The sequence below is a fragment of the Novosphingobium bradum genome (assembly GCF_042646485.1).
GTDB lineage: Bacteria > Pseudomonadota > Alphaproteobacteria > Sphingomonadales > Sphingomonadaceae > Novosphingobium > Novosphingobium bradum.
In genome coordinates, this window is record NZ_JBHRTQ010000001.1 from 220,853 (window position 1) to 245,426 (window position 24,574).

The 24,574-nt window shown below is 68.5% G+C and carries 24 protein-coding genes; 11 read left to right on the plus strand and 13 right to left on the minus strand.

What is annotated here, in order from left to right; all coding sequences use genetic code 11:
• Positions 1-12: 12 nt before the first annotated feature.
• On the minus strand, positions 13-504 hold the full coding sequence (locus ACFOD9_RS00985) for a GbsR/MarR family transcriptional regulator (protein WP_379508214.1): 492 nt from the start codon (positions 502-504) through the stop codon (positions 13-15).
• Positions 505-696: 192 nt separating this feature from the next.
• On the opposite strand from ACFOD9_RS00985, the gene ACFOD9_RS00990 reads away from it, so the two are divergent.
• On the plus strand, positions 697-1,950 hold the full coding sequence (locus tag ACFOD9_RS00990) for an acyl-CoA dehydrogenase family protein (RefSeq protein WP_379508215.1): 1,254 nt from the start codon (positions 697-699) through the stop codon (positions 1,948-1,950).
• Between the two features lie 188 nt (positions 1,951-2,138).
• Positions 2,139-3,326: an amidohydrolase family protein gene (locus ACFOD9_RS00995; protein ID WP_379508216.1), complete on the plus strand. Its 1,188-nt coding sequence runs from the start codon at positions 2,139-2,141 to the stop codon at positions 3,324-3,326.
• 40 nt (positions 3,327-3,366) lie between these two features.
• On the opposite strand, the gene ACFOD9_RS01000 is transcribed toward ACFOD9_RS00995, so the two are convergent.
• Entirely contained in the window at positions 3,367-4,011 is a 645-nt protein-coding gene (locus ACFOD9_RS01000) for a nitroreductase family protein (protein WP_379508217.1), read from the minus strand.
• A 141-nt stretch (positions 4,012-4,152) separates the two neighbouring features.
• Positions 4,153-6,285 carry a molybdopterin-containing oxidoreductase family protein gene (locus ACFOD9_RS01005; RefSeq protein WP_379508218.1) on the minus strand — a complete coding sequence of 711 codons (2,133 nt, stop codon included), beginning with the start codon at positions 6,283-6,285 and terminating at the stop codon, positions 4,153-4,155.
• 151 nt (positions 6,286-6,436) lie between these two features.
• Between ACFOD9_RS01005 and ACFOD9_RS01010 the strand changes: the two genes are divergently transcribed.
• The 5 genes from ACFOD9_RS01010 (at position 6,437) to ACFOD9_RS01030 (ending at position 10,190) form a co-directional block, all read left to right on the plus strand.
• Positions 6,437-7,183: an SDR family NAD(P)-dependent oxidoreductase gene (locus ACFOD9_RS01010; RefSeq protein WP_379508219.1), complete on the plus strand. Its 747-nt coding sequence runs from the start codon at positions 6,437-6,439 to the stop codon at positions 7,181-7,183.
• A gap of 47 nt (positions 7,184-7,230) precedes the next feature.
• Positions 7,231-7,656, plus strand: a complete 426-nt coding sequence (locus ACFOD9_RS01015; RefSeq protein ID WP_379508220.1) for a hypothetical protein — start codon at positions 7,231-7,233, stop codon at positions 7,654-7,656.
• A gap of 44 nt (positions 7,657-7,700) precedes the next feature.
• Positions 7,701-8,111 (plus strand): nuclear transport factor 2 family protein, encoded by a 411-nt coding sequence (locus ACFOD9_RS01020; protein WP_379508221.1) that lies wholly within the window; start codon positions 7,701-7,703, stop codon positions 8,109-8,111.
• A 192-nt stretch (positions 8,112-8,303) separates the two neighbouring features.
• Positions 8,304-9,560 carry a cytochrome P450 gene (locus tag ACFOD9_RS01025; RefSeq protein WP_379508252.1) on the plus strand — a complete coding sequence of 419 codons (1,257 nt, stop codon included), beginning with the start codon at positions 8,304-8,306 and terminating at the stop codon, positions 9,558-9,560.
• A 33-nt stretch (positions 9,561-9,593) separates the two neighbouring features.
• The gene (locus ACFOD9_RS01030; RefSeq protein WP_379508222.1) at positions 9,594-10,190 is read left to right on the plus strand and encodes a TetR/AcrR family transcriptional regulator; all 597 of its coding nucleotides are present in this window, start codon (positions 9,594-9,596) and stop codon (positions 10,188-10,190) included.
• Between the two features lie 59 nt (positions 10,191-10,249).
• Here ACFOD9_RS01030 and ACFOD9_RS01035 read toward each other — a convergent pair whose 3' ends face one another.
• The 4 genes from ACFOD9_RS01035 to ACFOD9_RS01050 form a co-directional block, all read right to left on the minus strand.
• Complete coding sequence (locus ACFOD9_RS01035; protein ID WP_379508223.1) at positions 10,250-11,344, minus strand: phosphotransferase; 1,095 nt, start codon at positions 11,342-11,344, stop codon at positions 10,250-10,252.
• A 94-nt stretch (positions 11,345-11,438) separates the two neighbouring features.
• Positions 11,439-12,437, minus strand: coding sequence for a zinc-binding dehydrogenase (locus ACFOD9_RS01040; protein WP_379508224.1), 999 nt, complete (start codon positions 12,435-12,437; stop codon positions 11,439-11,441).
• 53 nt (positions 12,438-12,490) lie between these two features.
• Positions 12,491-13,279, minus strand: a complete 789-nt coding sequence (locus tag ACFOD9_RS01045) for an NAD(P)-dependent oxidoreductase (RefSeq protein WP_379508225.1) — start codon at positions 13,277-13,279, stop codon at positions 12,491-12,493.
• 33 nt (positions 13,280-13,312) lie between these two features.
• A complete protein-coding gene (locus ACFOD9_RS01050) occupies positions 13,313-14,362 on the minus strand; it encodes an NAD(P)H-dependent amine dehydrogenase family protein (protein ID WP_379508226.1) in 1,050 nt (349 codons plus the stop codon).
• 139 nt (positions 14,363-14,501) lie between these two features.
• Here ACFOD9_RS01050 and ACFOD9_RS01055 point away from each other — a divergent pair, with 139 nt between their 5' ends.
• Both ACFOD9_RS01055 and ACFOD9_RS01060 read left to right on the plus strand, forming a co-directional pair.
• On the plus strand, positions 14,502-14,900 hold the full coding sequence (locus tag ACFOD9_RS01055; RefSeq protein ID WP_379508227.1) for a nuclear transport factor 2 family protein: 399 nt from the start codon (positions 14,502-14,504) through the stop codon (positions 14,898-14,900).
• A 42-nt stretch (positions 14,901-14,942) separates the two neighbouring features.
• A complete protein-coding gene (locus tag ACFOD9_RS01060; RefSeq protein ID WP_379508228.1) occupies positions 14,943-15,689 on the plus strand; it encodes an SDR family NAD(P)-dependent oxidoreductase in 747 nt (248 codons plus the stop codon).
• Positions 15,690-15,724: 35 nt separating this feature from the next.
• Here the strand turns inward: ACFOD9_RS01060 and ACFOD9_RS01065 are convergent, their stop codons facing one another.
• Positions 15,725-16,393 carry a TetR/AcrR family transcriptional regulator gene (locus tag ACFOD9_RS01065; RefSeq protein ID WP_379508229.1) on the minus strand — a complete coding sequence of 223 codons (669 nt, stop codon included), beginning with the start codon at positions 16,391-16,393 and terminating at the stop codon, positions 15,725-15,727.
• A gap of 96 nt (positions 16,394-16,489) precedes the next feature.
• Between ACFOD9_RS01065 and ACFOD9_RS01070 the strand changes: the two genes are divergently transcribed.
• Positions 16,490-17,791: an acyl-CoA dehydrogenase family protein gene (locus ACFOD9_RS01070; RefSeq protein ID WP_379508230.1), complete on the plus strand. Its 1,302-nt coding sequence runs from the start codon at positions 16,490-16,492 to the stop codon at positions 17,789-17,791.
• 170 nt (positions 17,792-17,961) lie between these two features.
• Here the strand turns inward: ACFOD9_RS01070 and ACFOD9_RS01075 are convergent, their stop codons facing one another.
• The 3 genes from ACFOD9_RS01075 to ACFOD9_RS01085 all read right to left on the minus strand — a co-directional run bounded on the left by ACFOD9_RS01075 (position 17,962) and on the right by ACFOD9_RS01085 (position 21,917).
• Positions 17,962-20,298 (minus strand): 3-hydroxyacyl-CoA dehydrogenase/enoyl-CoA hydratase family protein, encoded by a 2,337-nt coding sequence (locus ACFOD9_RS01075; RefSeq protein ID WP_379508231.1) that lies wholly within the window; start codon positions 20,296-20,298, stop codon positions 17,962-17,964.
• Positions 20,295-21,431 (minus strand): thiolase family protein, encoded by a 1,137-nt coding sequence (locus ACFOD9_RS01080; protein WP_379508232.1) that lies wholly within the window; start codon positions 21,429-21,431, stop codon positions 20,295-20,297. The genes ACFOD9_RS01075 and ACFOD9_RS01080 overlap by 4 nt, the downstream gene beginning before the upstream one ends.
• A 165-nt stretch (positions 21,432-21,596) precedes the next feature.
• Entirely contained in the window at positions 21,597-21,917 is a 321-nt protein-coding gene (locus ACFOD9_RS01085; protein WP_379508233.1) for a hypothetical protein, read from the minus strand.
• A gap of 229 nt (positions 21,918-22,146) precedes the next feature.
• Between ACFOD9_RS01085 and ACFOD9_RS01090 the strand changes: the two genes are divergently transcribed.
• Positions 22,147-22,614, plus strand: coding sequence for a nuclear transport factor 2 family protein (locus tag ACFOD9_RS01090; protein ID WP_379508234.1), 468 nt, complete (start codon positions 22,147-22,149; stop codon positions 22,612-22,614).
• 106 nt (positions 22,615-22,720) lie between these two features.
• Here ACFOD9_RS01090 and ACFOD9_RS01095 read toward each other — a convergent pair whose 3' ends face one another.
• Positions 22,721-23,500 (minus strand): SDR family oxidoreductase, encoded by a 780-nt coding sequence (locus tag ACFOD9_RS01095; protein ID WP_379508235.1) that lies wholly within the window; start codon positions 23,498-23,500, stop codon positions 22,721-22,723.
• 58 nt (positions 23,501-23,558) lie between these two features.
• Positions 23,559-24,518, minus strand: a complete 960-nt coding sequence (locus tag ACFOD9_RS01100; protein WP_379508236.1) for an NAD-dependent epimerase/dehydratase family protein — start codon at positions 24,516-24,518, stop codon at positions 23,559-23,561.
• Positions 24,519-24,574 lie beyond the last annotated feature (56 nt).

Below are 24,574 nucleotides of genomic sequence, written 5' to 3' on the forward strand. Positions count from 1 at the left end.
GTCAGGCCCGGGTCAATCTTGCGCGGCGACGCTGTTCCCGGCGGCTTGCCGTTCATGATGCTCGTAGGCTTCGGCCACCATCTGCTCAAGGCCGATGCAGAAGCCGCCGATCCGCTCCAGCCGGTCGCGCGCCGGACCCTGCGCCACGGCATCGGCCGAATCGCGCAGCAGCCGGCCGACCGCGCCCATCGCGCGCATCTGGTCAAGCTGGCAGGGGGCCATGTCGTGCGAGCGGGTGAAGTAGATGCGCTTGCTGCCGCGTTCGGAGAAGCGGCGGATATTGCCCGATTGCTCAAGGAAGCGCGCGGCGTTCCAGGCGCCGGCCTTGCTCATGTCGAGATCGGCGGCGATGTCTTCGAGGCTTACCGGATCGTCGCACAGCAGGAGATAGGCATAGAGCCGCCCCGCCGTGGCCGGAACGCGCCATGGCGCGAGCAGCGAGGCGAGCTGGTCGATGAACTCGCGCGTGGCGACGTGACCTTCGGGGCGGTTCACAATATTCACTGTGCTGTGTATATAGAGAACTTCGTTATCAGGCAACGTGTCCGTTCCGCGATGGAGCGCCGGCATCGCCCGCGTGCTGCCCGATCGGGCTTGCGGGAAACGGCGATACGATCCATTGGCCCGCTACAGGGGGCCAATCCGTGGAGCGGCCCGGGACAGCAAGGCCGCAAGGGCAAAGGAAGGAAGCAGCGCATGGCGCAGATCGGCACCGAGGACCGCGATACGGCAGAAGAGCGCGCGTTCCGCCTCAAGGCCCGCGAACACCTCAAGGCCCACCTGCCGCCGCGCGTGGCCGACGAGCCGCACATGGACTGGGAAGACAAGGCGCTTGTCGCGCGTGATCGCCAGATCCAGCGCGCGCTGTGGGACGGTGGCCTGGCCGGGATCATGCTGCCCACCGAATATGGCGGGCAGGGGCTGTCGCGCCGCCATTCCGACATCTTCTACGAGGAGGCGCAGCCCTACCGGCTCGCCTGGCACTTCGGCAATGCCTTCAACATCGTCCTGCCGGTGCTGCTGGCCCACGGCACCGAGGACCTGAAGAAGACCTACATCCCCGCCATGCTGCGCGGCGACCATATCTGGTGCCAGCTGCTGTCCGAGCCTTCGGGCGGTTCCGACCTTGCCGGCGTGATCATGCGGGCCGAGCATAAGGACGGCAAATGGGTGCTTAATGGCTCGAAGGTGTGGACCACCGGCGGGATGGACTGCGACATGGGGATGTGCCTCGCGCGGACCGACTGGACCGTGCCCAAGCATTCCGGCCTCACCATGTTCGTGGTCGACATGAAGGCGCCTGGCGTCACCATCACCCCGCTCAAGCTGATCGATGGCGGGCAGGATTTCTGCCAGGAATTCTTCGATGACGTGGCCGTCGCCGACGATCACGTGATCGGCAAGGTCAACGACGGCTGGCACGTTGCCGGCACCCAGCTGGCCTCCGAGCGCGCCGGCATGGCGCGCGGCTGGCACGAAGGCGTGGCCGCCGCGGTCGAGGTCAACGAGATCGGGCTGGACCCGTCCTATGCCGCGCTCGCCCGCGAGCTCGGCGTGGCCGAGGATCCCCGCGCCCGCCAGCTGATCGGCGAGGCCTATGTGATCGACGCGGTCTACAAGCTGACCACGCGCCGGGTGGGCAACGGCATCATGTCGCGCGCCCTGCCGCCCACGGCCGGCGCGGTGTCGAGCCTGATGGCCGCGCGGGTCAATGCCCGCCGCTGCGCGCTGATGTCGGAACTGGCCGGGCCGGCGGGCGTCGCGGTCGAGCAGGGGTCCGATCCGCGGATCGGGATGCTGCGCGTGACCACCCATCGCATCGGCGGCGGGACCACCGAGATGCAGCTCAACTCGGTGTCGGAACGCTATCTCGGCCTGCCGCGCGAGGCCGATGTCAGCCGCGACCTGCCGTTCAACCAGCTGCGCCACAACGCCGCGCGGCCCGGCTGAACGAACACGGCCCCGGCCCGGGCGGCCTGAACCCGCCGCCGGGGCTGGAGGCAGATGGCCCAATGGCCGCTTGATCCCGGGCGGCGAAAGGCCGATCCTTGCACGCGAGGGCGATTCCGGCCGGGCCATGGGTCCGGGCAGCAGGCGCGAGTCCTGCGCGGATCGTCCGTGTCCGAGGAGATTCAGCCATGCCGTCCGTCAACTTCCCGGTCTACGACGCCGACCACCACCTCTATGAGCCGCGCGAGGCTTTCGAGCGCTACCTGCCGGAGCGGTTCAAGCGCGATTTCTACTTCGTGGAGAAGGACGGGCACACCAAGCTCGTGATCAACGGGATGCTCTCGGAATACATCCCGGTGCCGACCTTCGACGTGGTGGCAGCGCCCGGCGCCTGGGAAACCTGGTTCCGCTCGGAGAACACCGAAGGCCTTTCGCGCAAGCAGATGCAGGGCAAGGCGATCCGTCCGCCGCAGACCTGGCGTTCGGGCGAGGGGCGCATCGCCATGCTCGATGAGCAGGGCTTGCAGGGCGCGCTGGTGTTCCCGACCCTGGCCTCGGTGATCGAGGAGCGGATCGGCGCGCGCGGCGACGTTTCGGCCGCGCTGTTCCACTCGCTCAACCAGTGGACCGCCGACGAATGGGGCTTCGCCCGCGAGGAGCGCCTGTTCTCGGTGCCGTTCATCAGCCTGACCAATGTCGACCAGGCCGTGGCCGAGCTGGACTTCGTGCTCCGGAACGACGCGCGCTGCGTCAACATCCGCCCGGCGCCCGTGCCCGACATCCGCGGCAGCCGCTCCTTCGGCTATCCCGAATACGATCCGTTCTGGGCGCGGGTGGAAGAGGCCGGGATCTTCGTGACCATGCACGGCTCGGACAGCGGCTATGACAAGATCACCAACTGGTGGAAGGGCAGCCAGGCCGAGTTCCTGCCGTTCGAGCGCGACAGCTTCGGCGCGGTGGTCGATCTCATCGGCCGGGCGATCTCGGATTCGCTCTCGGCGCTGATCTGCCACGGCGTGTTCGAGCGCTTCCCCAGGCTCAAGGTCGTCTCGGTGGAGAACGGGGCGGAGTGGCTGGAGCCGCTGTTCCACCGCCTCAAGAAGGGCTACGGCCAGATGCCCAAGGCCTTCCACAAGCACCCGATCGACCAGTTCCACGAGAACATCTACGTCGCCCCGTTCTACGAGGACGACATGACCGCGCTGAAGGAGCTGATCCCGGTGGAGCGCATCCTGTTCGGCAGCGACTATCCGCACCCCGAGGGCGTGGCCAACCCGCTCGACTACATGAACGACTTCCCCGGCTATACCGACGACGAGCTGGAGAAGGTGTTCTCCTCCAACCTCAGGAAGCTGCTCGACGGCAAGGCCGCCTGACGACCTGGCCCCGGCACCGCGGGGTGCCGGGGCCATGGCTTCATCGGGCGGTGAAGCCGTTGTAGTCGAGCACCTCAGCCAGGGGTTCGCGCCAGGCCGGCTTGAAATCGGTGCCCTGGGTATAGGCGATCGGGAACAGGCCGACCTGGGTATAGCTCTCGAACGGGATGCCGAGGATCTCGGCGATCTCGCGCTCGCGCCCGAGGCTGACCGTGGTCCAGGCCGAACCCAGCCCGCGTTCGCGCAGCGCGAGGAAGAAGCTCCACACCGCCTGGACGATCGAACCCCACATCACCGCCTGCTGCATCGGCGTCTTGCCCTCGGCGCGGCCCGGCATCAGCGGGATCAGCAGGGCGGGCATATGGTCGATCTTCTCGACCAGGGCGCGGACCGAATCGTGGACCAGGTCGAACCGCTCGACATTGTCGGGGATCGGCTCGCTGCGCGCCGACAAGGGCTGGTCGAACATGGCCTTGTACTGGGCGCCGATCGCGGCGACCTTGGCCGGATCATCGACCACGATCCACCGCCACAGGTTGCGGTTGCCGCCATTGGGCGCCTGGAGCGCGAGGTTGAGGCACTCCTCGATCACCGCGCGTTCGACCGGGCGCGAGATGTCGAGCCGCTTGCGGACCGAACGGGTGGTGGAGAGCAACTGGTCGGCGGTCAGACCCAGCTTGGGCATCTGCGGTATCCTCTGCGATTATGGTTGGGGGTGTTTCGGGCCCGCGCCGCGCCGGTGTCCATGGCCAGGGGCCGGCGCCGGCGAATTCCGCCCGGGCGATGTCAGGCATTGGAGCCGGGCATCGCGGGCCGGGGCGGGGCGTCAGGCGGCGGCGACCGGGGCCGCCAGCGGTTCGATCCGCACCGTGATCCCGTTCATGTGCGCCATGTTGCTGATCGGCTCGAAGCTGCCCGGCCCGGTCGGCACCAGGCGGTTGACGTTGGCCCCGGCGGGCAGGTCGGCCCCCTTCAGGCCCGGCGCGCCGGCGTGGCCGAAGCCGTGGCTCATGGCGACGACCCCGGGGCGCAGGCTCTCATCGAGCCGCACCTCGGCCTCGACCATGCCGTTGGCGTTGGAAACCCGCGCCGGCGCGCCTTCGGCCAGGCCCAGCCGCGCGGCATCCTCGGGATGGATGTGCAGCGGGTTGAGCGCGTTGCGGCCCCGCCCGCCGGTCCGCAGGTTGGTCATCCATGAATTGTGCATCCGCGCCGTCCGCAGCGTGATCAGCTTGAGCGCCTGCGGATCCTCGGCCGCCAGCTCGGCGAAGATCGCCTCGCAGCGCACCAGGGCATCGGCGAACTGCGCCGGGCAGCAATCGACCCGGCCATCGGCATGGCCCATCATCTCGGCATAGAACCGGCCGGGATCGGCCTGGGGGAGCAGGACGGTCTGCGAGGGGCTGGCGCGCAGTTCGTCGCGGGTGATCCCGGCGCGGCCGAGGGCCAGCTCGATCGGCCCGTCATCGCCCGACTGGTCCTCGTCGAGGACATTGGCGAGGCCCACCTCCTGCATGATCCGCGCGACGATCCACCAGTCATGCCGGCGATCGTGGAGCGGCGCGGTGACCGCCTCGGCGAGCTGGATATAGGGCACCGGCTGCTGGTTGAACCCGAAGTGGTTGAGATCCTCGCGTTCGAGCCAGTCGGTCGCGGGGAGCACATAGTCGGCCAGCTCGGCCGTGGCATTGCGGAACAGGTCGATCACCACGATCAGTTCGAGATTGGCGAAGATCTCGCGCAGCCGCGCCTCGCCGCCCACCGAGAGCAGCGGATTGCCGGCCACCACGACCAGCGCGCGGACCGGCGCGGTCTCGCAGGCCATCAGGTCGGGCATGAGATTGCCGGCCAGTTGCCCGAAGATCCGCCGCACCCGGCCCACCGGCGTATCGACCCAGGTCTGGGCCTCGGACGGGGCCGCCATGACCGGCTTTGGCCCCTTGGCGCAATAGTTGCCGCCCTCGCGCCCGAGGTTGCCGGTCACGAAGCTGAGCATATTGGCCAGCCAGTAGGCCAGCGTGCCCTGCCGCCCCTGGTTGACTCCGGTGGCGACATGGACCGCGGCGCGCGGGGCCGCGCGGAAGCCGCGCGCCAGCTCGCGGATGTCGTCCGCCGCGATGCCGACCACCTCGGCCACCCGCTCGGCCGGGTATTGCGCCACGAAGGCGCGCAACTGCTCGACATTGCGGCCATGGGCGGCGATCACCGCTTCATCGAAGCCACCGGCGCGGTCGATCTCGTGGATCATCGCGGCGAGCAGGTAGACGTCGGTATCGGGCTTGATCTGGACCAGTTCGCCCGTGGTCGGGCTGACCGATTCGACCCGGCGCGGATTGATGAACTTCACCGTTCCCCCGCGCCCCACGATGTCCTGCAGCACCTGCATCGGCCAGTGCACCGAAACCAGCGTCCAGTGCGAGACCTTGGGGTTCGCGCCGATGCACAGCAGATAGTCGGTGTGGGCGAAATCGGGGATGGTCCACTGGCCGCTGCCATAGATGGCATAGAGCGCGGCGGCCTTGTTGGTCATGTCCTGGCTGGCCGAGCCGAACACGTTGCGCGTGCCCAGCCGCGCCGGGAACGAGACGGCAACCGGCAGGGCGCGGGTGTTGAACGACTTGGGATTGCCCTGGTAGCTGGCGATCGCATCCGGCCCATGGGCTTCGCGGATCGCGCGCAGGCGGGCGCCGATATCGGCCAGCGCCTCGTCCCAGCCCACCGCCTCGAACCGGCCTTCCGGCTCGCTGCGCGGATTGGTGCGCCGCAGGACCTGGTTTACCCGATCGGGGTGGGTGTGGATTTCGGCGTAGGACAGCCCCTTGTGGCAGGCATAGCCGCGCGAGACCGGGTGTTCGCGGTCCGGCACCAGCCGGGCGATCGCGCCATCATCCCCGATTTCGGCGATCATCGGGCAATTGGGTTCGCAGATCCGGCAGAACGTGTGCTTCTGGACGGTCACCGGTCTCTCCCTTGCGGTTTTGCCGACAGGTAGCACGCGCCGCGCCGCCGCGCCATCGCGCGGTCCCGCGCAGGCCGCAATTGCCTGCCGGGCGATGGTCGTTATAAGCGCCCTGCATAGACCGGGCACTGGCCCTCCAGCGGAGATTTCGATGACGAACGGCGATCTGAGCGGCAAGGTGGCAATCGTTACCGGGGCCGGCGGCGGCATTGGCTCGGTCACGGCCGAACGCCTCGCCCGGGCGGGGGCGAAGGTGCTGCTGACCGATATCAATCCGCAGGCGCTGGACGCGGCCACTTCGCGCCTTGCCGCCGAAGGGCTGGCGGTGCGCCAGTTCGTCGCCGACGTGGCGCAGGAAAGCGATGTTGCCGCCCTGGTGGCCGACGTGATCGGCGCCTGGGGGCAGATCGACGTGGTCCACAACAATGCCGCGATCGTCGACTATCAGGACCGCAGCATTCTCGATCTCTCGGTCGAGGTGTGGGACCGCACGATCGCGATCAACAGCCGCGGGCCGATGCTGCTGTGCAAGCACGTGCTGCCGCACATGATCGCGCGCGGCCAGGGCGGCTCGATCATCAACGCCACCTCCCACGCCTCGGAAAACGGCCAGGCCGAGGCGATGGTCGCCTATGGCTCGTCGAAGGGCGCGCTCAATTCGCTGACCTATTATGTCGCCACGCAGATGGCGCCGCACCGCATCCGCTGCAACGGAATCATGCTGGGCGTGGTGGCCACCGAAGGCCTGCGCCAGCTGCTCGGCGACGAGCGCATGGACTGGCTGTCCGCCAATGCCCAGCTGGGCCGCACCTTCGGCCCGGCCGACGTGGCGCCGATCGTCCACTTCCTGGCTTCCGACGAAGCCGAACTGATCACCGGCAAGATTTTCCGGGTCTGATCGGGCTTGTCCCGGCCCAGCTCTCTTACGCAGAAAGGATTGTTTCCATGTTGAAGCCCCTGACCACGATGCTCATCGGTTCCGTGCAATATACGATCAGCGACACCGAGAAGGATGTTGTCGATGCGATCTACGTGTCGCAGGGCAGCATGGCCGCCAAGCCGGGCAAGATCTGCCGGGGCCGCGCGGTGGGCGATACCTCGAACGGGTTCGCCGGCTCCTATGTCATCCAGTATTTCGATGCCTTCGATGAACTGGCCGGCACCTACAACTGGCACATCGAGGCCGTGGGCGATGCCTACCGCCTGACCTGGCGCACCCACCCCGACGACAGCCGCCTCTCGTCCACCCCGGACGAGCTGCTCTACGAAGGCATCGGCTTCCCCAACAGCGACCGGTCGATCTGCGTGGCCTACTGGTTCACCCAGGGGCTGTCGGAACGGATGATGGCCAGGATGGCCGCCCAGGGTTGATCCCGGCGCGCTGAACACAACGGGTTTTGAGGAAGGATCACACGATGGCCGTTTCCCTGGATGACTGGATCGCGGTGCAGGACCTGCTGGGTCGCTATTGCTGGTATTTCGATGAGGGCATGGGGCCGGAATGGGCCTCGCTCTACACCGAGGACGGCATTTTCGAGGGCACCCGCCCCGAGCCGACGGTCGGCCATGCGGCACTGGCCCAGGCGCCGGTCGGCTCGGCCGCGCACTTCAAGGGCCGCATCCGCCACCAGTTCGGCAATGTCCACTTCGAGGAGCAGACCGACCCCAACCGGCTGGTCGCCAAGTTCTACAACCAGGTGTCCACCTGGGGCATGGACAACGGCAATCAGCTGCTGATGCTGGCGATCTGCACCGCCCAGCTCGTGCGCGAAGGCGCCGGCGCACCCTGGCGCATCGCGCGCAACACGATTCGCGTGCTCAAGTGACGGGCCGCGTGCTCAAGTGACGGGCCGCGTGCCGAAGTGAATGAACCGCGCCGGCGGGGGAAGTGCCTCCGCCGGCCGGGAAAATGCCGTTTCGCCAAACAGTGTTTGCCAAACAATGTTAGAATGCGTTTGCGGTGCCCTGGTAACGCAACGACGGCGCAAGCCCGGCAAGGAGAGTGTCCAGTGACCGTGATGTCCAGCCCGCGCGAAGAGGTGGCCAGCGCCATCCGGGATATTCCGATCGAGCAGCTCAGCCCGGCGCGCGACGCGATGTTCGCGGCCGATACGATCTACCCCGTGTTCGATCGCCTGCGCGCCGAGGATCCCGTTCATTTCGTCGACGATCCGGTCTATGGCCCGTTCTGGTCGATCACCCGCCATGACGATATCGTCGCGGTCGAATCCAATTACGAGGCCTTCTCCTCGGCCAAGGGCACGGCCCTGCTGTCGATCGAATCGCAGGCCAATGCCACCAACCTGGCCCATCGCCACTTCATGGAAATGGACCCGCCCGAGCACGGCCTCCAGCGGCGCACCATTCTGCCGGTCGTCGCCCCGTCGAACCTCGTCCGCCTGAAGCCGCTGATCCGCGAGCGCGCGGCCCAGATCCTCGATTCCCTCCCGATCGGCGAGGAGTTCGACTGGGTCGATCTCGTCTCGAAGGAGCTGACCTCGATGATGCTGGCGACCCTGCTGGACTTTCCGCAGGAAGACCGCCGCAAGCTGACCTTCTGGTCCGACGTGCTGACCAATGCCCCCGGCTTCGGCCCGGTGACCAGCTGGGAGCAGAAGCGGACCGAAATCCAGAAGTTCCACGCCGCGATCCTCGAACTGCGCGAGCTTCGCCGCCAGTCGCCGCCCTCGTTCGACCTGGTGTCGATGCTGGTCCATGGTGAACACACCAAGGATGTGGATGTCGACCAGTACATCATGAACATGAGCCTGCTGCTGATCGGCGGCAATGATACCACCCGCAACACGATCTCCGGCTCTCTCAACGCGCTCAACCTGTTCCCCGAGGAATTCCGCAAGCTGCGGGCCAACCCGGCGCTGATCCCCTCGATGGTGGCCGAATCGATCCGCTGGCAGACCCCGATCGCCCACATGATCCGCACCGCCACGCGCGATACCGAGCTGCGCGGCAAGCTGATCCGCGCCGGCGAGCGCGTGGTGCTGTGGTACGTCTCGGCCAACCGCGACGACCTGGTGATCCCCGATCCCTATTCCTACGTGATCGACCGCGAGAACCCGCGGCCCTACCTCGCCTTCGGCTATGGCATCCACCGCTGCCTCGGCAATGGCCTGGCCACCTTGCAGCTGACCATCATCTGGGAGGAAATCCTCAAGCGCTTCCCGGAAATCCGGGTCACCGGCACCCCGCGCCGCACCCATTCGGTGCGCTTCCGCGGGTTCGAATCGCTGCCGGTCACGATCCCGGCGCGGATCTGATCCGGCGCGCGGTCGATCCGGCGGGGGGCGGGCATGACAGCGGGAGACCGGGCGCCTGAAGGTCGGACGGGGCGGGGCGCCCTGTCCACCCGGCTGATCCGCGAGGCCCGGGCCATGCTGCGCGAGCAGGGCCACCCGCAGTTCAACCTGCGCGAACTGGCCGCCCGGGCGGGGATCACCGCCGGGGCCATGTACTATCACTTCGAGAGCAAGACCGAGCTGCTCGCGGCGCTCGCCGCGGTGGGTTTCCGCGACCTGTCGCACCGGCTGGAGAGCGCGGCCCTGGCCGTTCCGGTCAGCGAGCGGCTGCGGGTCTGGGCGCGCGAATATGCCCGCTTCGCCCAGGCCGAGCCGGCGCTGATGACCCTGATGTTCCTGCCCGAGATCGGCCATGCCGAGGATGTCGTCGCCGCGCGGCAGGGCATGGTGGACCAGCTGCGCCGGGTGGTGGAGGAGATGCTCACCGTCTACCACCGCGACCGCGCCCGGCTGGGCGAGGTCACCTTGGCGATCTGGGCCGCGGCCCACGGCGGCGCCGCGCTGGACTTGGCCACCAGCGCCACCGCGCCGATGATCGAGGAGGTGATCAACGGCCTCGAAGCGGTGTTCAACCCGACCTACGAAAGCTGAAGACAGGCCGTTGCAAGGGCATCGCAACGCCCGTGCAACGGCCCCGCAATGCCCGTGCCTCAGGCCAGCAGGGCCAGGCCGTCGTTGTCGATGCAGTGGTCCGCCGCGCAGGCGGCCATCAGCAGGAACATCTCGTCGCCGCGCGCGGTCTGCTTGACCCGCATGGCCGAGACGATGGCGATGAACAGCATCCGCAGGCCGCCGCTGGCATAGTCGGCGCGCAGTTCGGCCTCGGCATAGTCGGTCACGCCGCCGGCCCGCAGTTCCGCGTGGTAGCGCGCAAGCATTTCGGCTTCGTGTTCGCGGCGGACTTCGGCGGGGAGCGCGCCGGCGAGGAAATAGCCCAGGTCCACCGCCGCCGCGCCGAACCCGATCGATTGCCAATCGAGCACGGTGATCGGGTGGCCGCCGGCCTCGGAGGCGAACATGATGTTGTCGGGGCGGAAATCGCCGTGGATCAGGCAGCGCGGCCGGTTGGAATTGGCGCGGTAGGCGGCGAGGTTGTCGGTCAGCACGGTGCCGGCCTCGATCACCTTGGGGCCGATCCGCCCGGCGTAGCGCTGCTGGAAGCCGCGCCAGAAATCGCGGATCCCCTCTTCCGAGAGCGGAGAGGGCGGCGCCTTGCGGGAATTCACCAGCCAGGCGGTGTCGAGCAGGGTCTCGTCGCCCCAGTGCGAGGCGTGGAGGCGGGCGGCCTGATCGACCACCAGCATGGCCTGGTCGATGGTGACGCCGGCAAGCTGGTCACCCTGGCGGGCGGGGGCAAGGTCTTCGAGGAGGAGGACATATTCGCCGCTGTCCTCGTCCACTTCGGCATAGAAGCACTGCGGCACCGCGATCCGCGCGGAAGCGGCGAGCTGCTGGTAGAAGCGCACCTCGCGCAGGTAGTTGCCGCCGTTGCGGCCCGAGGCGAAGCTGGTGGGATCGGCGGCGGGAAACTTGCCGACCAGCGAGGCCGGCGCGCCGGGGCAGGGGCGGGCATGGGTCAGCGTGAAGCGGATCGAATCGCCGATCTGCCCGGTGCCCACCGGCTTCGCGGCCACCGCCGCGATCTCGGCATCGAAGCCGGCGGCCTGGAGGGCGCGGGTGAACCACGCGGGATCAAGCTGGTCGGGACGGCGGATATCGGGCGCCAGGGCGTTCATCTTGGTCATGCCTTTGCCGATGTCAGACCTGCCCGCCGGGTGCAAGGCCCGAACGGCGCGCGGGCCGGCCGATATCGCCGTGCCGGTCGATCCGGCCCGCCGCTCAGCTTCGGGCCGGATCGACCGCAAGCACCAGCCGGCCCACCAGATCGCCGGCGGCGAGGCGGCGCATTCCTTCATCGAGCCGGTCGAACGGCAGTTCCTCGATCGGCAGGGTGATCGCCCCTTGCGCGATCAGCGCGAGGCAGGCCTCCAGATCCTTGCGGCTGCCGCCCGCCGAGCCTTTCAGCGTGACCTGCCGGTTGACCAGGACATCGGTGGAGATCGTGGCCCGGGTGGCGCCAAGGCCGATCAGGATCGCCCGCCGCCCGCCTTGCGCCGCCACGTTCACCGCGGCTGCGGTGGTTTCCCCGAAGCCGGCGAAATCGAACACCACGTCGGGCTTGAACGCGGCCAGGTCCATCGCCTCGGCATGGACCGAGGTGGCGCCCAGCCGCGCGGCCTGATCGCGCGCGCGGGCGCTGATGTCGGCGCCGTGGACCGTGGCCCCGGCATGGCGCGCGATCTGCACCGCGCTCAGCCCGAGGCCGCCCAGGCCGATGATCCCCACGGTTGTCCCCTCGCGCACCTGGCCTTCGCAGATCACCGCGTGCCAGGCCGTGGTCACCGCGTCGGTGGCGACCGCGCCATGGGCGAAGCCGACCCCATCGGGCAGGCGCACCAGTTCGCGCACCTCGGCGATGCAGCGCTGCTCGAACCCGCCGTTGCGCGACAGGCCCGGCGCGATCCAGTTGCCGCTCACCCCCTCGCCATGGGCGATCAGGGCGATGACCACCCGATCACCCACGGCAAAGCCTTCGACGCCGGGGCCAAGCTCGCGGATCACGCCGGCGACCTCATGGCCCAGCACGATCGGGCGCTGCTTGATCCAGCCGGCGCCCGGCCCCTCGATGATGCCGATGTCGGAATGGCACAGGCCCGCGCGGACCACGTCGATCGCCACCTCGCCCGGGCCGGGCACCGGTTCGGCCACCTCGACCAGTTCGAGCGGCCGGCCGGTCTCGGTGAATATCCAACCCTTGTTGCCCATGGTCTGGTTCATTCCTCGATGGCGGCCAGCGGCCCGGAAGCGGATAAGGTCAGGCCCGAATTAGGTCAGGATGGCCGGAAATAGGCCTCGGTGGCGGCAAAGGCGCTGGTATCGAGCCCGGTGTCGCGGGCGCTGGCCATGGCCGCGGCCACGTCCTTTTCCATGTAGCCGCGCGTGGCGGTGAGCAGGCGGTCAACCGACATATGCTGGAGCAGGGCCGAGGCATAGGAGCCGCCGCTGCAATCCTGGAGGATGCGGGCGCTGCGCGCGACGTCCAGCCCCTGGGCCTCGACCATCCGCATCGCCTCGACCGCGTTCTGGACATTGGCCGCGAACAGCAGGTTGTTGACCAGCTTGAGCATCTGGCCGTGGCCGAGCGGGCCGACATGGTGGAGCTTGTCGGCATAGAGATCGATCAGCGGGCGGGCCTTGGCGATCGCGGCATCCTCGCCGCCGATCATCAGGGCCAGGGTGCCGGCGATGACATTGGCCGGGCCGCCGCTGAAGGTGGCGTCGATCACCGCGACCCCGGCCGGCGCGCGCTCGCCCAGTTCGCGGGCCAGCGCCGGCGAGCCGGTGGTGTGGATGACCACGACCGAGCCGGGCTTCATCGCCGCCAGCGCGCCGCCATCCAGCAGCACTTCGCGCAATTGCGCGTCCTTGAACACGCACAGGCCCAGCAGATCGCAGCCGCCCGCGATCTCGGCATAGGACTGGCTGACCGCCGCGCCGGCGGCAGTGATCGCCTCCAGCCCCTGCCCGCGCCCGTAGACGGTGACCGCATGGCCGGCCTTCAGCGCCTGTTTCGCCATTTCGGTGCCGATGCTGCCCAGGCCAACCCAACCGATATTCATGTGTTTCTCCGCAAGTTCGGGGCAACAGCCCCATCAGCGCACGACGCGCTTGCTCCAGTAGCGCGGCAGGTCGAGCGGGCCAAGCAGGCCGGGCCGCGCGGCGCACAGCGCGGGGACCGCGTTGAGCACCGGCATGGCGGCCAGCAGGCTGCCATCCTGGCCATAACTCAGTTCAACCGAGAAATCGGGATTGCCCTCGATGTCGATGCGATAGGCCAGCCGGGCCTCGCCATGCGGGCGCTTCCACTTGAGCTTTGACCAATCGCGCGAGACGCAATCGACGTGTTCGACCACGACGAAGGGCCGGCCCTTGCTGAGCGCCTGGTATTCGAAGTGGACGAAGGCCGCCGTGCCCGCCTTCACCGTGCCGAAGCCGCATTCGATATCGTAGTCGAGCGCCTGGCGTTCGTAGATGATGCGGGTTTCCTCGATCTCGGTGTCGAGCACCTCGGCCAGCTGGTGGAGCGTTGGCCCCCATTGCACCTCGATGAAGCCGCCCTTGACGAACAGGGGCTCGAAATCGAGCGGCTGGCCGAAGCCGAAATATTCGCGCATCACGTATTCGGCCGAATATTCGCCGAAATAGCCGAGTTCCGCCACGCGCAGGCATTCGATCTGGTCCGCCGCGGCCAGGGCGGCGATGGCGAGGTCGGTCGTCGCCCAGCCCGGATCGATGCCGGTGAAGAAGCAGCTGCTCTGGCCGGTGGCGCAGGCGTCCTCGATCAGCTTGCGCTGGTGGGGCGGGGTCGTGGCCGGGTGGGCGAGGCTGAAGCCGGAAAAGGTGACGACATTGGTGCCGCGTTCAAGGAAGGGCACCAGGTCCATCACCGCCTCGTCCTCGCGGCCGATGGCATTGCCGAAATAGATCAGGCAATCGGCCTTCAGGTCATGCAGTTCGGCCCAGTCGTTGGTGGTGATCACCCCGGCGGGCGCCAGGCCGATGAGTTCGCCCGAATCCCGGCCCGCCTTGTCGGGCGTGCTGACATAGTGGCCGACCAGTTCCAGTTCGGGATTGCGAAGGATCCCGCGCAGGGCGTGCCGGCCGACATTGCCGGTGCCGCAATGGATGACCCGATAGACCATGACCGCTCTCTCCCTCGCGCTTCTTGCCGGATGCGCCTTGCGCTGTTGTAGGCAAGCGGTCCAACACCTCAATTGAAAAGTGAAGCGGGTTCGCGGATGATGCGGGCCAATGATGTGAGCTGGCGGGGAGGGGGATGCGATGGCGGCACGGACTTTGGCGGGGCGGCTGGTCAGCGCCTTCGGGGATCCCGAGGCCATGGCGCGCTTCTATGCCCCCGAGGTGCGCTGGCACATGGAGAGCAAGGGCCAGTGGCCCGATCCGATCGCCGGCAAGGAGGCGGTGATCGCCTTCAACCGCGATGTCTGGACGATCTTCTACGAGCCGGATTGCACGGTCGAGATCCTCGACGAGGTGGAGGATGAGGCGGGCAGCGCGGTGCGCTTTGCCTATCGGGCCTTCGCCAAGGTGCCGAACCAGCCTTACGAGAACGAATATTCGGTGTTCGTCCGCAAGGGGCCGCAGGGCATCACCGACGTGTTCGAGCGGTTCGACACCACGGTGGTCGCCCAGTTCTATGCCGGGGTGCGCCGGGGCTGATCCGGCGCAAAGATATTGCAATTCAAGCAGATGGAGATGGGAATGGATTTCGGACTGGCCGGCAGGGTCGTGCTGATCACCGGGGGAACGCGCGGGCTGGGCCTGGCCATGGCGCGCGGCTTCGCGGGCGAGGGGGCAAGGGTCATCGTCTCCAGCCGCAAGGCCGAGGCCTGTGAGGCGGTGGCCGCCGAACTGCGCGGCCTGGGCGTGGAGGCGGCGGGCATTCCCGCCAATGTCAGCCACTGGGACCAGTGCGACCGCCTGGCAGCGGAGGCCTGGGACCGCTTTGGCCGGATCGACGTGCTGATCAACAATGCCGGGCTGTCGCCGCTGGCGCCGTCGTCGGTCGAAACCAGCGAGGCCTTGTTCGACAAGGTCGTGGCGGTCAACTACAAGGGGCCGTTCCGCCTCACCAGCCTGATCGGGGCGAAGATGGTGGCGGCCGGCGGCGGTTCGATCATCAACATTTCCAGCACCGGCGCGCTCAACCCCCAGCCCAATTCGATCCCCTATTCCGGGGCCAAGGCGGCGCTCAACGCGGCCTCGGTGGCCTTTGCCCGCGAATATGGGCCGAGCGTGCGGGTCAACGTGATCTCGCCCGGCGGCTTCCTGACCGATGTGGCCGCCGAATCCGACTGGAAGGACAATCCCGAGATCACCCGCCGCATCGCGCTCAAGCGGTTTGGCGAGGCCGGCGAAATCGTCGCCGCCGCGCTCTACCTGGCCAGCGACGTATCGAGCTACACCTCGGGCGCGAACCTGCGGATCGATGGCGGCGGCGGGGGCTGAGTCCGGCTCCCGACCCTGCCGCCAATGGCCCGGCGTCAGGCCGCGAAGGCGGAGCGCAGGGTGGCCAGCGCGGTCTGGTGAAGGGTCTCGATCCGGGTGGCCGGATCGACCATCAGTTGCATCGCCAGGCCGACCACGATCGTGGCGACCAGCAGGGCGCCGCCTTCGGGATCGATCCCGGGGCGGATTTCGCCCGCGGCCTGGCCCGCGGCGATCTGCTCGGCCAGCCAGTCAAGCTTGCGGCGGTGGGTCTGGGCGAAGAGGGCGTGGTGCGGATCGGTTTCGGCCAGGTTCGCGGCGAGCAAGGTGAAATAGGCGCGGGCGCGCGTGGTGCGGGCGGCGGCGAAGGCCGCGTCGATGTAGCCGAGCAGGGCGGGCAGCCCCGACAGGCCGATCAGGCGGCGGTTGAACACCTCCACGGCGGACTGGTCGTCCAGATCATGGAGCACCGCCTCGATCAGCCCCTGCTTGGAACCGAAGTGGGCCGAGGCCAGCCCCCGGCTGTAGCCGGCGCGCGCGCCGATCGTTTCGAAGGTGGCGGCCGCGACGCCGCTTTCGCCGATGATCTCGATGGCCGCCGCGATGGTCGAGCGGATCGACTGGTCGCGCCGTTCGGCCTGGGTGCGGCGGCCGGCCGGGCGCCTGGCCGGGGCCGCGCCCGGGCCATTGCGGTCATCAGCGGTCTTGGGCGCGGAAACGGGCATTGCAGGTCCTTGCTGGCGGGGCCACCATAGGCTATTCGACCATAATTAGCCGGTCAACAAATTAGTTGCGCGACGGCGCGGCCGGGAGGAGGGACCATGTGGGATTTCGAGACGGACGCCGCCTATCAGGCCGACCTCGACTGGGCGGATCGCCTCGTGCGCGAGGAGATCGAGCCGCTGCCGATGATCATCCCCCACATCTTCGATCTTGCCGATCCGGTCCGCAACGCCATCGTCAGGCCGCTTCAGCGCAAAGTCAAGGCGCGCGGCCTGTGGGCGACCCACCTTGGCCCGGAACTGGGCGGCAAGGGCCATGGCCAGGTCAAGCTGGCCCTGCTCAACGAGGTGCTGGGCCGCGCCCGCTATGCGCCGATGGTGTTCGGCTGCGCCGCGCCCGATACCGGCAATGCCGAGATCCTCGCCCACTACGGCACGGCCGAGCACAAGGAAAAGTGGCTCCAGCCGCTGCTTGATGGCGAGATCCAGTCGTGCTTCTCGATGACCGAGCCGCAGGGCGGATCGGATCCCAAGGAGTTCACCTGCAAGGCCTGGCGCGAAGGCGATGACTGGGTGATCGAGGGGGAGAAGTGGTTCTCGTCCAACGCGCGCTACGCCGCCTTCCTCATCGCCATGGTGGTCACCGATCCGGAAGGCCCGCCCCATGCCCGCCACACCATGCTGATCGTCCCGGCCGATGCGCCCGGGCTGGAGATCATCCGCAACGTGGGCTTCGGCGGCTGGGGCGAAAAGCTCGACAGCGGGGCCGAGCACGCCCATGTGCGCTACAACAGGGTGCGGGTGCCGGTCGCCAATCAGCTCGGGCCGCGCGGCGCGGCCTTTGCCGTAGCCCAGACGCGGCTTGGCGGGGGGCGCATCCACCATGCCATGCGGACCGTCGGCATGGCCCGCGCCGCGCTCGACATGATGAAGGAGCGCCTGGTCAGCCGCCGCACCCAGGGCCAGCAACTGGCCCGCAAGCAGATGATGCAGGAGGTGATCGCCGATAGCTGGATCGAGCTGGAGCAGTTCCGCCTGCTGCTGCTCCAGGTGGCGTGGAAGATCGACAAGCTCAATGATTACAACAAGGTGCGCGGCGATATCGCGGCGGTGAAGGTGGCGATGACCGGCGTGCTCAAGCGCATGGCCGACCGGGCGATCCAGGTCCACGGCTCGTTCGGCCTGTCGGACCAGGCGCCCTTCGTCCATATGCTGCTCAACGCCTACCAGCTCGGCCTCGCCGATGGCCCGACCGAGGTCCACAAGGTCGCGCTCGCGCGTGAACTGCTCAAGGACGTGGCGCCGTGCGAAACGGTGTTCCCCAGCTATGCCCGCTCGGTCCGCGAGGCCGCCGCGCGCGAAAAGCACGCCGAGGTGCTGAAGGCCCACGGCCGCTGGTAACCCCCCTTGCTCCCCTCCCCGTCGGGGAGGGGATGGGGGAGGGGGAGCGAGGCAAAGCCTCGCGTCTACGGTGGGCGTTCAAGTTGGGCATCCGCGCTGGCGTCGAACCCCCACCCCAACCCCTCCCCACGGGAAGGGGCTTCATGGGGCTGATCAGGGCAGGCGTGGTATCAGTTTCGCAGCGGCTTGCCGGTTTCCAGCATGGCCTTGATCCGCGCCTGGGTGCGTTCGTCGTGGAGCAGGGCGAGGAAGGCCTCGCGTTCCAGCGCCAGCAGGTCCGCCTCGGTGAGCGGGTCGGCCATGTCGGCCTCGCCGCCGGTGAGGACATGGGCGAGGTGGCCGGCCACCACCGCATCGTATTCGGTCGCCAGCCCCTGGGCGCGAAAGCCGTGCACGGCCAGGTCCAGCGCGGCGCGCCCCGTGGGGCCGGGCAGGTGGAATTCGGGCGGGGCGGGCGGCGCATAGCCATCGACCAGCGCGAGCGCGCGGGCCTTGGCATCGGCCAGCAGGCGGTCGCGGTTCATGGTCACGCCGTCGCTGGCGCGCAAAAAGCCCAGCTCGCGCGCCTCGGCGGCGGACTTGGACACCGTGGCGACCGAGACGACCTCGAACACTTTCGCCACCGCCGGCATCGGCCCGCCCGGAAGGCCCGGCATCTTGCGCCAGCGCTCCAGCATCTCGCCGCAGCCGCCCCAGCCGGGAACCAGGCCCACCCCGCATTCGACCAGGCCGACATAGCTTTCGGCATGGGCCTGGATCGCATCGGCATGAAGCAGGATCTCGCAGCCGCCGCCCAGCGCCATGCCGGCCGGCGCGCCGACCACCGGGAAGGGCGCATATTTCAGTGCCTTGTAGGCCTGCTGGCCGCCCGCCATCAGCTTCTCGATTTCCGGCCAGGCGTTCATCGCCAGGGCGAACAGGGCAAGGCCAAGGTTGGCCCCGGCGGAGAAATTGGCGCCCTCGTTGTAGATCACCAGCGCCTTGTAGCGTTCCTGCACCAGCGCGATCGCCTGGCCGATGAGCGCCATGACCTCGCCATCGAGCGCGTTCATCTTGCCGGTGAATTCCAGCGCCACCACCCCGTCGCCCACATCCCACAGCGCGGCCGAGGCGTTTTCGAGCAGGGGTTTGGCGGCAAGCCGCAGGTCTTCCAGCAGCAGCACGCCGTCCGGGCGCACCAGATCGCTGTATTGCCCGTCGAAACCCAGCACCTGGCGCCGGCCCTTGTCCACCCGGTGGAAAGCCCGCTCGCCCGCCAGATCCAGCAGCGGCGGGACCGGCGAGCCTTCGGCCCGCAGCCGCGCCGCCAGCTTGTCCGCGCCCAGCCTGTCGATCAGCTCGAACGGGCCGAAGCGCCAGTTGTAGCCCAGCTTCATCGCATCATCGATGGCGGTGATGTCGGCCGCGATCTCGGGCGCAAGGCTGGCGGCATAGGAAAGGGTCGGCCCCAGCACCGCCCAGGCATAGGCGCCCACCTTGCCCGGCGCGGCGATCAGCGCGGCAAGGTCGCCCTTGCCGGCCGGGCCTTCGGGCGGCGGCGCCTTCACTGCCGGGCGGTATTCCCCGGTGACCAGATCGATCGCTTCCTTGCGCCCGGCTTCGCGGTTGAGCCGGTAGAACCCGCCCTTGCCCTTGCGGCCCGTAAGGCCGGCGGCGAGCATGGCCTCGATCCGGGGATGGCTGCGGGCCACGGCCTGGTAGGCATCGCCGGCCGGCAGGCTCGCGGTCAGGCTCTGGCGCACGTGGGGCATGAGATCGAGGCCGACCAGATCAAGCAGGCCGAAGATCCCCGTGCCCGGAACGCCCATCGGCTTGCCGGCAATGGCATCGGCCTCCTCCACGGTGAGGCCAAGGTCAAAGGCGGCGTTGACCGCGCTTTCCAGCCACAGGGTGCCGATGCGGTTGGCGATGAAGCCGGGCGTATCGCGCGCCGGCACGATCCGCTTGCCCAGTGCGCGGTCGGCGAAGTCGGTGATCCGGGTGACCATCGCCGGATCGCTGTCCGGCCCGCCAACCACTTCGAGCAGGCGCATATAGCGCGGCGGGTTGAAGAAATGGGTGATGAGGAAATGGCGGCGGAATGCGTCCGAGCGGCCCTCGATCAGGCTGGCCAGCGGAATGGTCGAGGTGTTGGAGGAAACCGCCGCATGGGGGGCGCGGCAAGCCTCGACCTTTGCATAGAGCGCCTGCTTGAGATCGAGCCGTTCGACGATGGCTTCCACGATCCAGTCGCACTCGGCGATCCGGGGCAGGTCATCCTCGATATTGCCCGGCTCCACCAGCCGCGCCGCGCCCTTGCCCATGAAGGGGGCGGGATCGGCCTTGAGAATGGTATCCACCGCCGCGCGGGCGACGCCGCTGCGGTCGGCCGGATCGCGCACGATGTCGAGCAGCAGCACCGGGATGCCGGCATTGGCCACTTGCGCCGCGATCCCTGCGCCCATCACGCCGGCGCCGATCACGCAGACCTTTCGCACCTGCGGGCGCCCTTGCGGAGCCTCGCTCACGCGACCGCCTCCAGCACCGTGGCGATGCCCTGCCCGCCACCGATGCACTGGGTGGCCAGCGCAAAGCGCCCGCCGGTGCGGGCAAGCAGGGCGGCGGCCTTGCCGGTGATCCGCGCGCCGGTGGCGCCCAGCGGATGGCCCAGCGCGATCGCCCCGCCATCGATGTTCACTCGCGCAGGGTCCAGCCCAAGATCGCGGATGCAGGCGAGCGACTGGCTGGCGAAAGCCTCGTTCAGTTCGATCACGTCCAACTGGTCCACCGTGATCCCGGCGCGGGCCAGCGCCTTGCGGCTGGCTTCCACCGGGCCGATCCCCATGATTTCCGGCTTGCACCCGGCAATCGCCACGGACCGCACCCGGGCAAGGATCGCCAGCCCGGCGGCGCGGGCATGGTCTTCGTCCACCACCAGCACGGCGGCGGCGCCATCGGTCAGCGGCGAGGAGGTGCCCGCCGTCACCGTGCCGGACGCGCTGAAGGCCGGCTTCAGCCCGGCCAGCGCCTCGGCGGTGGTGCCGGGGCGGGGCGTGCCGTCCTTGTCGACCACGCCGGCTTTCGTGGTGATCGGCACGATTTCCGCGTCGAAATGCCCGGCAGCCAGCGCGGCGGCGGTGCGGCGCTGGCTTTCCAGCGCGAAGGCATCCTGCGCCGCGCGATCGATCCCATACAGCGCGGCGACGTTTTCCGCCGTTTCGCCCATGCCCATGTAGGCGGCGCTGCTGGCGGCCAGCGCCGGGTTTGGCAGGGGGTTGAAGCCGGGCATCGGCACCCGGCTCATCGATTCCACGCCCGCGCAGAGGAAGGCCTTGCCCGCCCCCAGCGCGATCTGCCCGGCGGCATAGTGAACCCCGCTCATCGAGGAGCCGCAGAAGCGGTTGATCGTCATGCCGCCCACGGCCAGCGGCAATTGCGCGATGAGGCCGACGATGCGGGCAATGTTGAAGCCCTGTTCGCCTTCGGGAAAGGCGCAGCCGGCGATCAGGTCCTCGATGTCGTCGGGGGCCACGCCGCTGCGCGCCACCAGCGCGCGCACGACCTGGGCCGCCAGCTCATCGGGCCGCACCCGGGCGAGCGCGCCCTTGCCGGCAAGGTGGAACGGGGACCGGGCGAAACCGGCGATGACGGCCTGGGCCATGGTGCGCTCTCCAGCGGGGCCAGCTTGCGCCGGCATGGCGACTCGGCCCCCTTTGGTCGAGTGTGTCGCAGTCCGCGCGCAGGGGCCAGCCTGTGTGCCGCGCTGGCTGTCGGCGGTGGCGGGGCGCCTGTCCGGCCAGGCGGCCGGCCGGCGCCCCGCGCGGCCTCATTCGGTGACTTCGGGGGTGATCGCCTCGAAGATCACCATGTTCGCTTCGGCCATGGCATCGGAAATCACCATCTCGCCGGCGGCGGCGCGGCGGCTCAGCTCGGTGAACAGGGCGGTGATGTCGTTGGTCTCGACATTGTAGAGCGCAAGGTAGGGGTTGGTCTGGTCCTGCCCGGCGGCGGCCTTGTAGCGGCGGGCCGAGGTGATTCCGGGGATCTTCAGCACGTCGCCCAGGTGCACGTTGGTGTACCAGTCGTTGTATTCGTCCTCGCGGCCGGCGACGGGCTTCGAATAGACGACTAGGGAATAGGCGGTCATCGGTCTCTCCTTGGATGGTTTGTGTTCTGGGGGTGGTTTCTGTTCAGGCGTGGTCGTTCGGGCCGTCCGGTTTCCGGGTAGAGCATCACCGCAAGGGGCTGCCAATGGCCCGCCCGCCGCGCTGCCGCCGGGATCGCGGGGGCGTTGGCGGGCCATGCTGTCACAAGTCCGGATAGCCAGCAATCACTTCTTGGGATAGACCTGCGCGCGAGGTGAGGAGAAGCACGCGATGGACGACCTGCAACGGCTGGTGGCAATCGAGCACATTCGCCGGGCCAAGACCCGCTACTGGAACGGCATGGACTTCCGCGATCCGGCCCTGCTCCGCAGCGCCTTCGCCGATGGGCCGGTGGTGCTGGACTATCGCGGCCGTCCCGATGGCCCGATCGAGGGCAACCATTTCACCCGCGCGGAAGATTGCGTGGAATGGCTGGCGCGGGTGCTCGCGCCCTATGCCAGTTCGCACCAGGGCCATTCGGTGGAAGTGGATTTCCTGTCGGACGACGAGGCGCTGGCCACCTGGTCGTTCTCCGACAACTTCTGGTTCAAGGGCGAGGACGAGGCGCTGATCCTGCCCTCGCTGGGCCGCGAATACCATTCGTGGGGCCACTATTTCGACCGCTATGTGCGCGTGCCCCAAGGCGGCTGGGTGATCGCGGCCACCCGCTTCCAGCCGATCCACATCGATCGGCCATAGCCCCGGCGCCGCGCGGTTCCCCCACCCCCAACCCCTCCCCGGCGGGGAGGGGAGAACCGGCGCTGCCCGCTCCCCATGGGGGGAGGGGCGCTTCAGCGCCTGTCCGTCAGGGCATCCATTCGCCGCCGTTGATATCCAGCGCCGCGCCCGAGACGGCGGCGGCCATGTCGGTGCACAGGAACACCACGGCCTTGGCGCAATCGCGGTCATCGGGGATCGTGCCGAGCGAGATGTTGGCGGCGATCGGATCGGCGATGTCGGCGAAGGTCTTGCCCTGCTCGCTGGCGATGTGGCCAAGGTAGGCGCGGACCGGCGGGCCGTCCATCCAGCCCATCCGCGCGGTGTTGACCCGGATGTTGTACTTGCCCAGTTCCAGCGCCATGTGCTTGGTCGCCGCTTCCAGCCCGCCCTTGGCCGAGGCATAGGCCGCCTGCATCGGCAGCGGCTTCTTGTGCGCCATCGACGAGACGTTGACGATATAGCCGCCGCCGGCCTTCTTCATGCCGGGAACAGAGGCCCGGGCCATCCGCAGCGAGCCGAACATGGTGATGTTGTGGCACTTGTGCCATTCCTCCCAGTTCGCCTCCTCGAACGGGGCGAAGGGCAGGGTCAGCGCGGCGTTGTTGACCAGCGCGTCGATCTTCCCCCACTTGTCGACCACCGCCCGGGCGAAGGCCTGGCAGTCTTCCTCCGAGGAAATGTCGCAGCGCTGGGTCATCACCTCGTGGCCGGCATCGCGCAGTTCCTTTTCGGACTGCTCGAGGAACGAGACCGTGCGGCAGCTCATGGCCACCCTGGCGCCCAGTTCGGCGGCGACCCGGGCCACTTCGATGCCCAGGCCCGCTCCGATGCCGGAAACGATGACAACCTTGTCCTTCAGCAACATTGGCACGCTCTCCTTGATGCCGGCGCGCGGCTTGGCCGCCGCGATCGCCGGTCGTTCCTCATGATGTCTTGCGGACCGCCATCCCGCTGAAATCCCCCGCGCCGGGATCGTCCTCGGCCGCGACGCGATCGTAGATCGCGCGGAATTCGGCCCAGAAATCGATGCGCGAGGGGCCGGTGACCGATTGGCGCAGCGTGGGATCGGCGGCATTGGCCACCGGCGCGCCGGGCACCGAATGGACCTGGACCGTGGCGCTCTTGCCCGACCATTCGTTGGTGGCCTTGACCCAGTCCTGCACGGCCATGTGCTCGTCGCCGCCCCAGTTGACGATGAAGGCCGGGTTGGAGGCGGCGGCGAGCAGCGGCTCAAGCTGCCACTGCATATCCGCGATATGGATCGGGCTTTGCATATTGCGCTCGTGCGGGGCCATGATCGGGTGGCCGCCCAGGACCGAGCGGATCACGCCTTCGGGATAGCTGCGCGGGGTGCCCATCACGCTGTTGAGCCGGGTGATCACCACCTTCATGTCAAACGCCCGCGCGCAGAACCGCGCCACCGCTTCCACCCCCGCCTTGGAATAGGGGCTGGTCGGCGCGAAGGCATAGGAGCTGGCGCCCACCGGATCGCTCTCGGCAAACAGGTGCGCGGGATCGGGATTGGGCGTGTAGACCGGCATCCCCGAGACGACCATGGTCGCCTTGGCGCGGCAGGTGTGCTGCATCAGGAGGCCCACGCCTTCGATGTTGTTGCGGATAGCCTCCTGCAACTGGTCCAGCCCGGCGCGCATCCAACTGGCGTGGATCACATAGTCGAAATCCTGCGGCAGGGCGCAGAAATCGCCCGAACCCACGTCGATCCGCACGGTCTTGATCCCGGCCTCCTCCTGGGCCTGGCGCCTGGCCGGATCGGTGAAGCGGGCCGCGCCCCACACTTCGTTGTGCGGAGTCAGATAGCGGGCGAGCGAACCGCCGACCGAGCCGGTGGCCCCGGTGACCAGAATCTTCGCGCCGGAAATCATGCCTCGCTCTCCCTGCCGCTGTTCGGACCCTGCCGCCGATCGAATCGCCAGAACGG

Coding starts and splice junctions, on each gene's coding strand:
- ACFOD9_RS01090 (WP_379508234.1), top strand. CDS start 22,147: ATGGACGACCTGCAACGGCTGGTGGCAATCGAGCACATTCGCCGGGCC.
- ACFOD9_RS00990 (WP_379508215.1), top strand. CDS start 697: ATGGCGCAGATCGGCACCGAGGACCGCGATACGGCAGAAGAGCGCGCG.
- ACFOD9_RS01100 (WP_379508236.1), bottom strand. CDS start 24,518: ATGATTTCCGGCGCGAAGATTCTGGTCACCGGGGCCACCGGCTCGGTC.
- ACFOD9_RS01095 (WP_379508235.1), bottom strand. CDS start 23,500: ATGTTGCTGAAGGACAAGGTTGTCATCGTTTCCGGCATCGGAGCGGGC.
- ACFOD9_RS00995 (WP_379508216.1), top strand. CDS start 2,139: ATGCCGTCCGTCAACTTCCCGGTCTACGACGCCGACCACCACCTCTAT.
- ACFOD9_RS01020 (WP_379508221.1), top strand. CDS start 7,701: ATGGCCGTTTCCCTGGATGACTGGATCGCGGTGCAGGACCTGCTGGGT.
- ACFOD9_RS01015 (WP_379508220.1), top strand. CDS start 7,231: ATGTTGAAGCCCCTGACCACGATGCTCATCGGTTCCGTGCAATATACG.
- ACFOD9_RS01000 (WP_379508217.1), bottom strand. CDS start 4,011: ATGCCCAAGCTGGGTCTGACCGCCGACCAGTTGCTCTCCACCACCCGT.
- ACFOD9_RS01070 (WP_379508230.1), top strand. CDS start 16,490: ATGTGGGATTTCGAGACGGACGCCGCCTATCAGGCCGACCTCGACTGG.
- ACFOD9_RS01035 (WP_379508223.1), bottom strand. CDS start 11,344: ATGACCAAGATGAACGCCCTGGCGCCCGATATCCGCCGTCCCGACCAG.
- ACFOD9_RS01045 (WP_379508225.1), bottom strand. CDS start 13,279: ATGAATATCGGTTGGGTTGGCCTGGGCAGCATCGGCACCGAAATGGCG.
- ACFOD9_RS01060 (WP_379508228.1), top strand. CDS start 14,943: ATGGATTTCGGACTGGCCGGCAGGGTCGTGCTGATCACCGGGGGAACG.
- ACFOD9_RS01050 (WP_379508226.1), bottom strand. CDS start 14,362: ATGGTCTATCGGGTCATCCATTGCGGCACCGGCAATGTCGGCCGGCAC.
- ACFOD9_RS01030 (WP_379508222.1), top strand. CDS start 9,594: ATGACAGCGGGAGACCGGGCGCCTGAAGGTCGGACGGGGCGGGGCGCC.
- ACFOD9_RS01080 (WP_379508232.1), bottom strand. CDS start 21,431: ATGGCCCAGGCCGTCATCGCCGGTTTCGCCCGGTCCCCGTTCCACCTT.
- ACFOD9_RS01010 (WP_379508219.1), top strand. CDS start 6,437: ATGACGAACGGCGATCTGAGCGGCAAGGTGGCAATCGTTACCGGGGCC.
- ACFOD9_RS01055 (WP_379508227.1), top strand. CDS start 14,502: ATGGCGGCACGGACTTTGGCGGGGCGGCTGGTCAGCGCCTTCGGGGAT.
- ACFOD9_RS01040 (WP_379508224.1), bottom strand. CDS start 12,437: ATGAACCAGACCATGGGCAACAAGGGTTGGATATTCACCGAGACCGGC.
- ACFOD9_RS01085 (WP_379508233.1), bottom strand. CDS start 21,917: ATGACCGCCTATTCCCTAGTCGTCTATTCGAAGCCCGTCGCCGGCCGC.
- ACFOD9_RS01025 (WP_379508252.1), top strand. CDS start 8,304: ATGTCCAGCCCGCGCGAAGAGGTGGCCAGCGCCATCCGGGATATTCCG.
- ACFOD9_RS01065 (WP_379508229.1), bottom strand. CDS start 16,393: ATGCCCGTTTCCGCGCCCAAGACCGCTGATGACCGCAATGGCCCGGGC.